The organism is Neglectibacter sp. X4 (assembly GCF_009917365.1).
Lineage (GTDB): Bacteria > Bacillota > Clostridia > Oscillospirales > Acutalibacteraceae > Acutalibacter.
Genome location: NZ_QWLE01000345.1, coordinates 1 through 526 on the forward strand (window position 1 = coordinate 1; position 526 = coordinate 526).

A 526-nucleotide genomic window follows, 5' to 3' on the forward strand; every position below is an offset into this window, starting at 1 on the left:
ATGTCATTTTAACTGATGAGGATGATATTCCGGATGCAATTTCTAAGCTTCGGAGCGTTTATCATAATATCATGAAGCTGGATTATGATAATAAACGTACTCGGCATGTGGCACATATTGGCACAAGTGGGGAGGCAGAAAAAAAGTCACCGCTTACTCTATTTGAGGAGTTGTACACAAAACAAAATGGTGTTGAGATGATGGAAGAACAGAAGGAATTCATGCTGCAGCTGATAGAAGAAATATGGGAGGATAAGTAATGAGACCTATAAAGTTGACGATGTCGGCATTTGGACCTTATGCAGGAAAGACTACGATTGAAATGTCTGAACTTGGAGAAAATGGCATATATCTGATTACCGGAGATACAGGTGCAGGGAAAACTACGATTTTCGATGCCATTACTTATGCGCTATATGGAGACGCAAGTGGTGCGAATAGGGAAGCAAGCATGTTTCGCTCCAAGTATGCGGATAACCACACGCCAACAGAGGTGGAACTGACTTTTACATATGTTGGGAAGGAG

Annotated in this window: 2 protein-coding genes; both read left to right on the plus strand. The window is 41.6% G+C overall.

Annotation, left to right across the window (positions count from 1 at the left end):
- Positions 1-260, plus strand: a 260-nt coding sequence (locus tag D1841_RS18490; RefSeq protein ID WP_207710229.1) for an exonuclease SbcCD subunit D C-terminal domain-containing protein, incomplete at its 5' end; no start/stop codon positions are given.
- The coding region (locus D1841_RS18495) for an AAA family ATPase (RefSeq protein ID WP_166554415.1) at positions 260-526 on the plus strand (267 nt) is incomplete at its 3' end. The genes D1841_RS18490 and D1841_RS18495, both read left to right, overlap by 1 nt.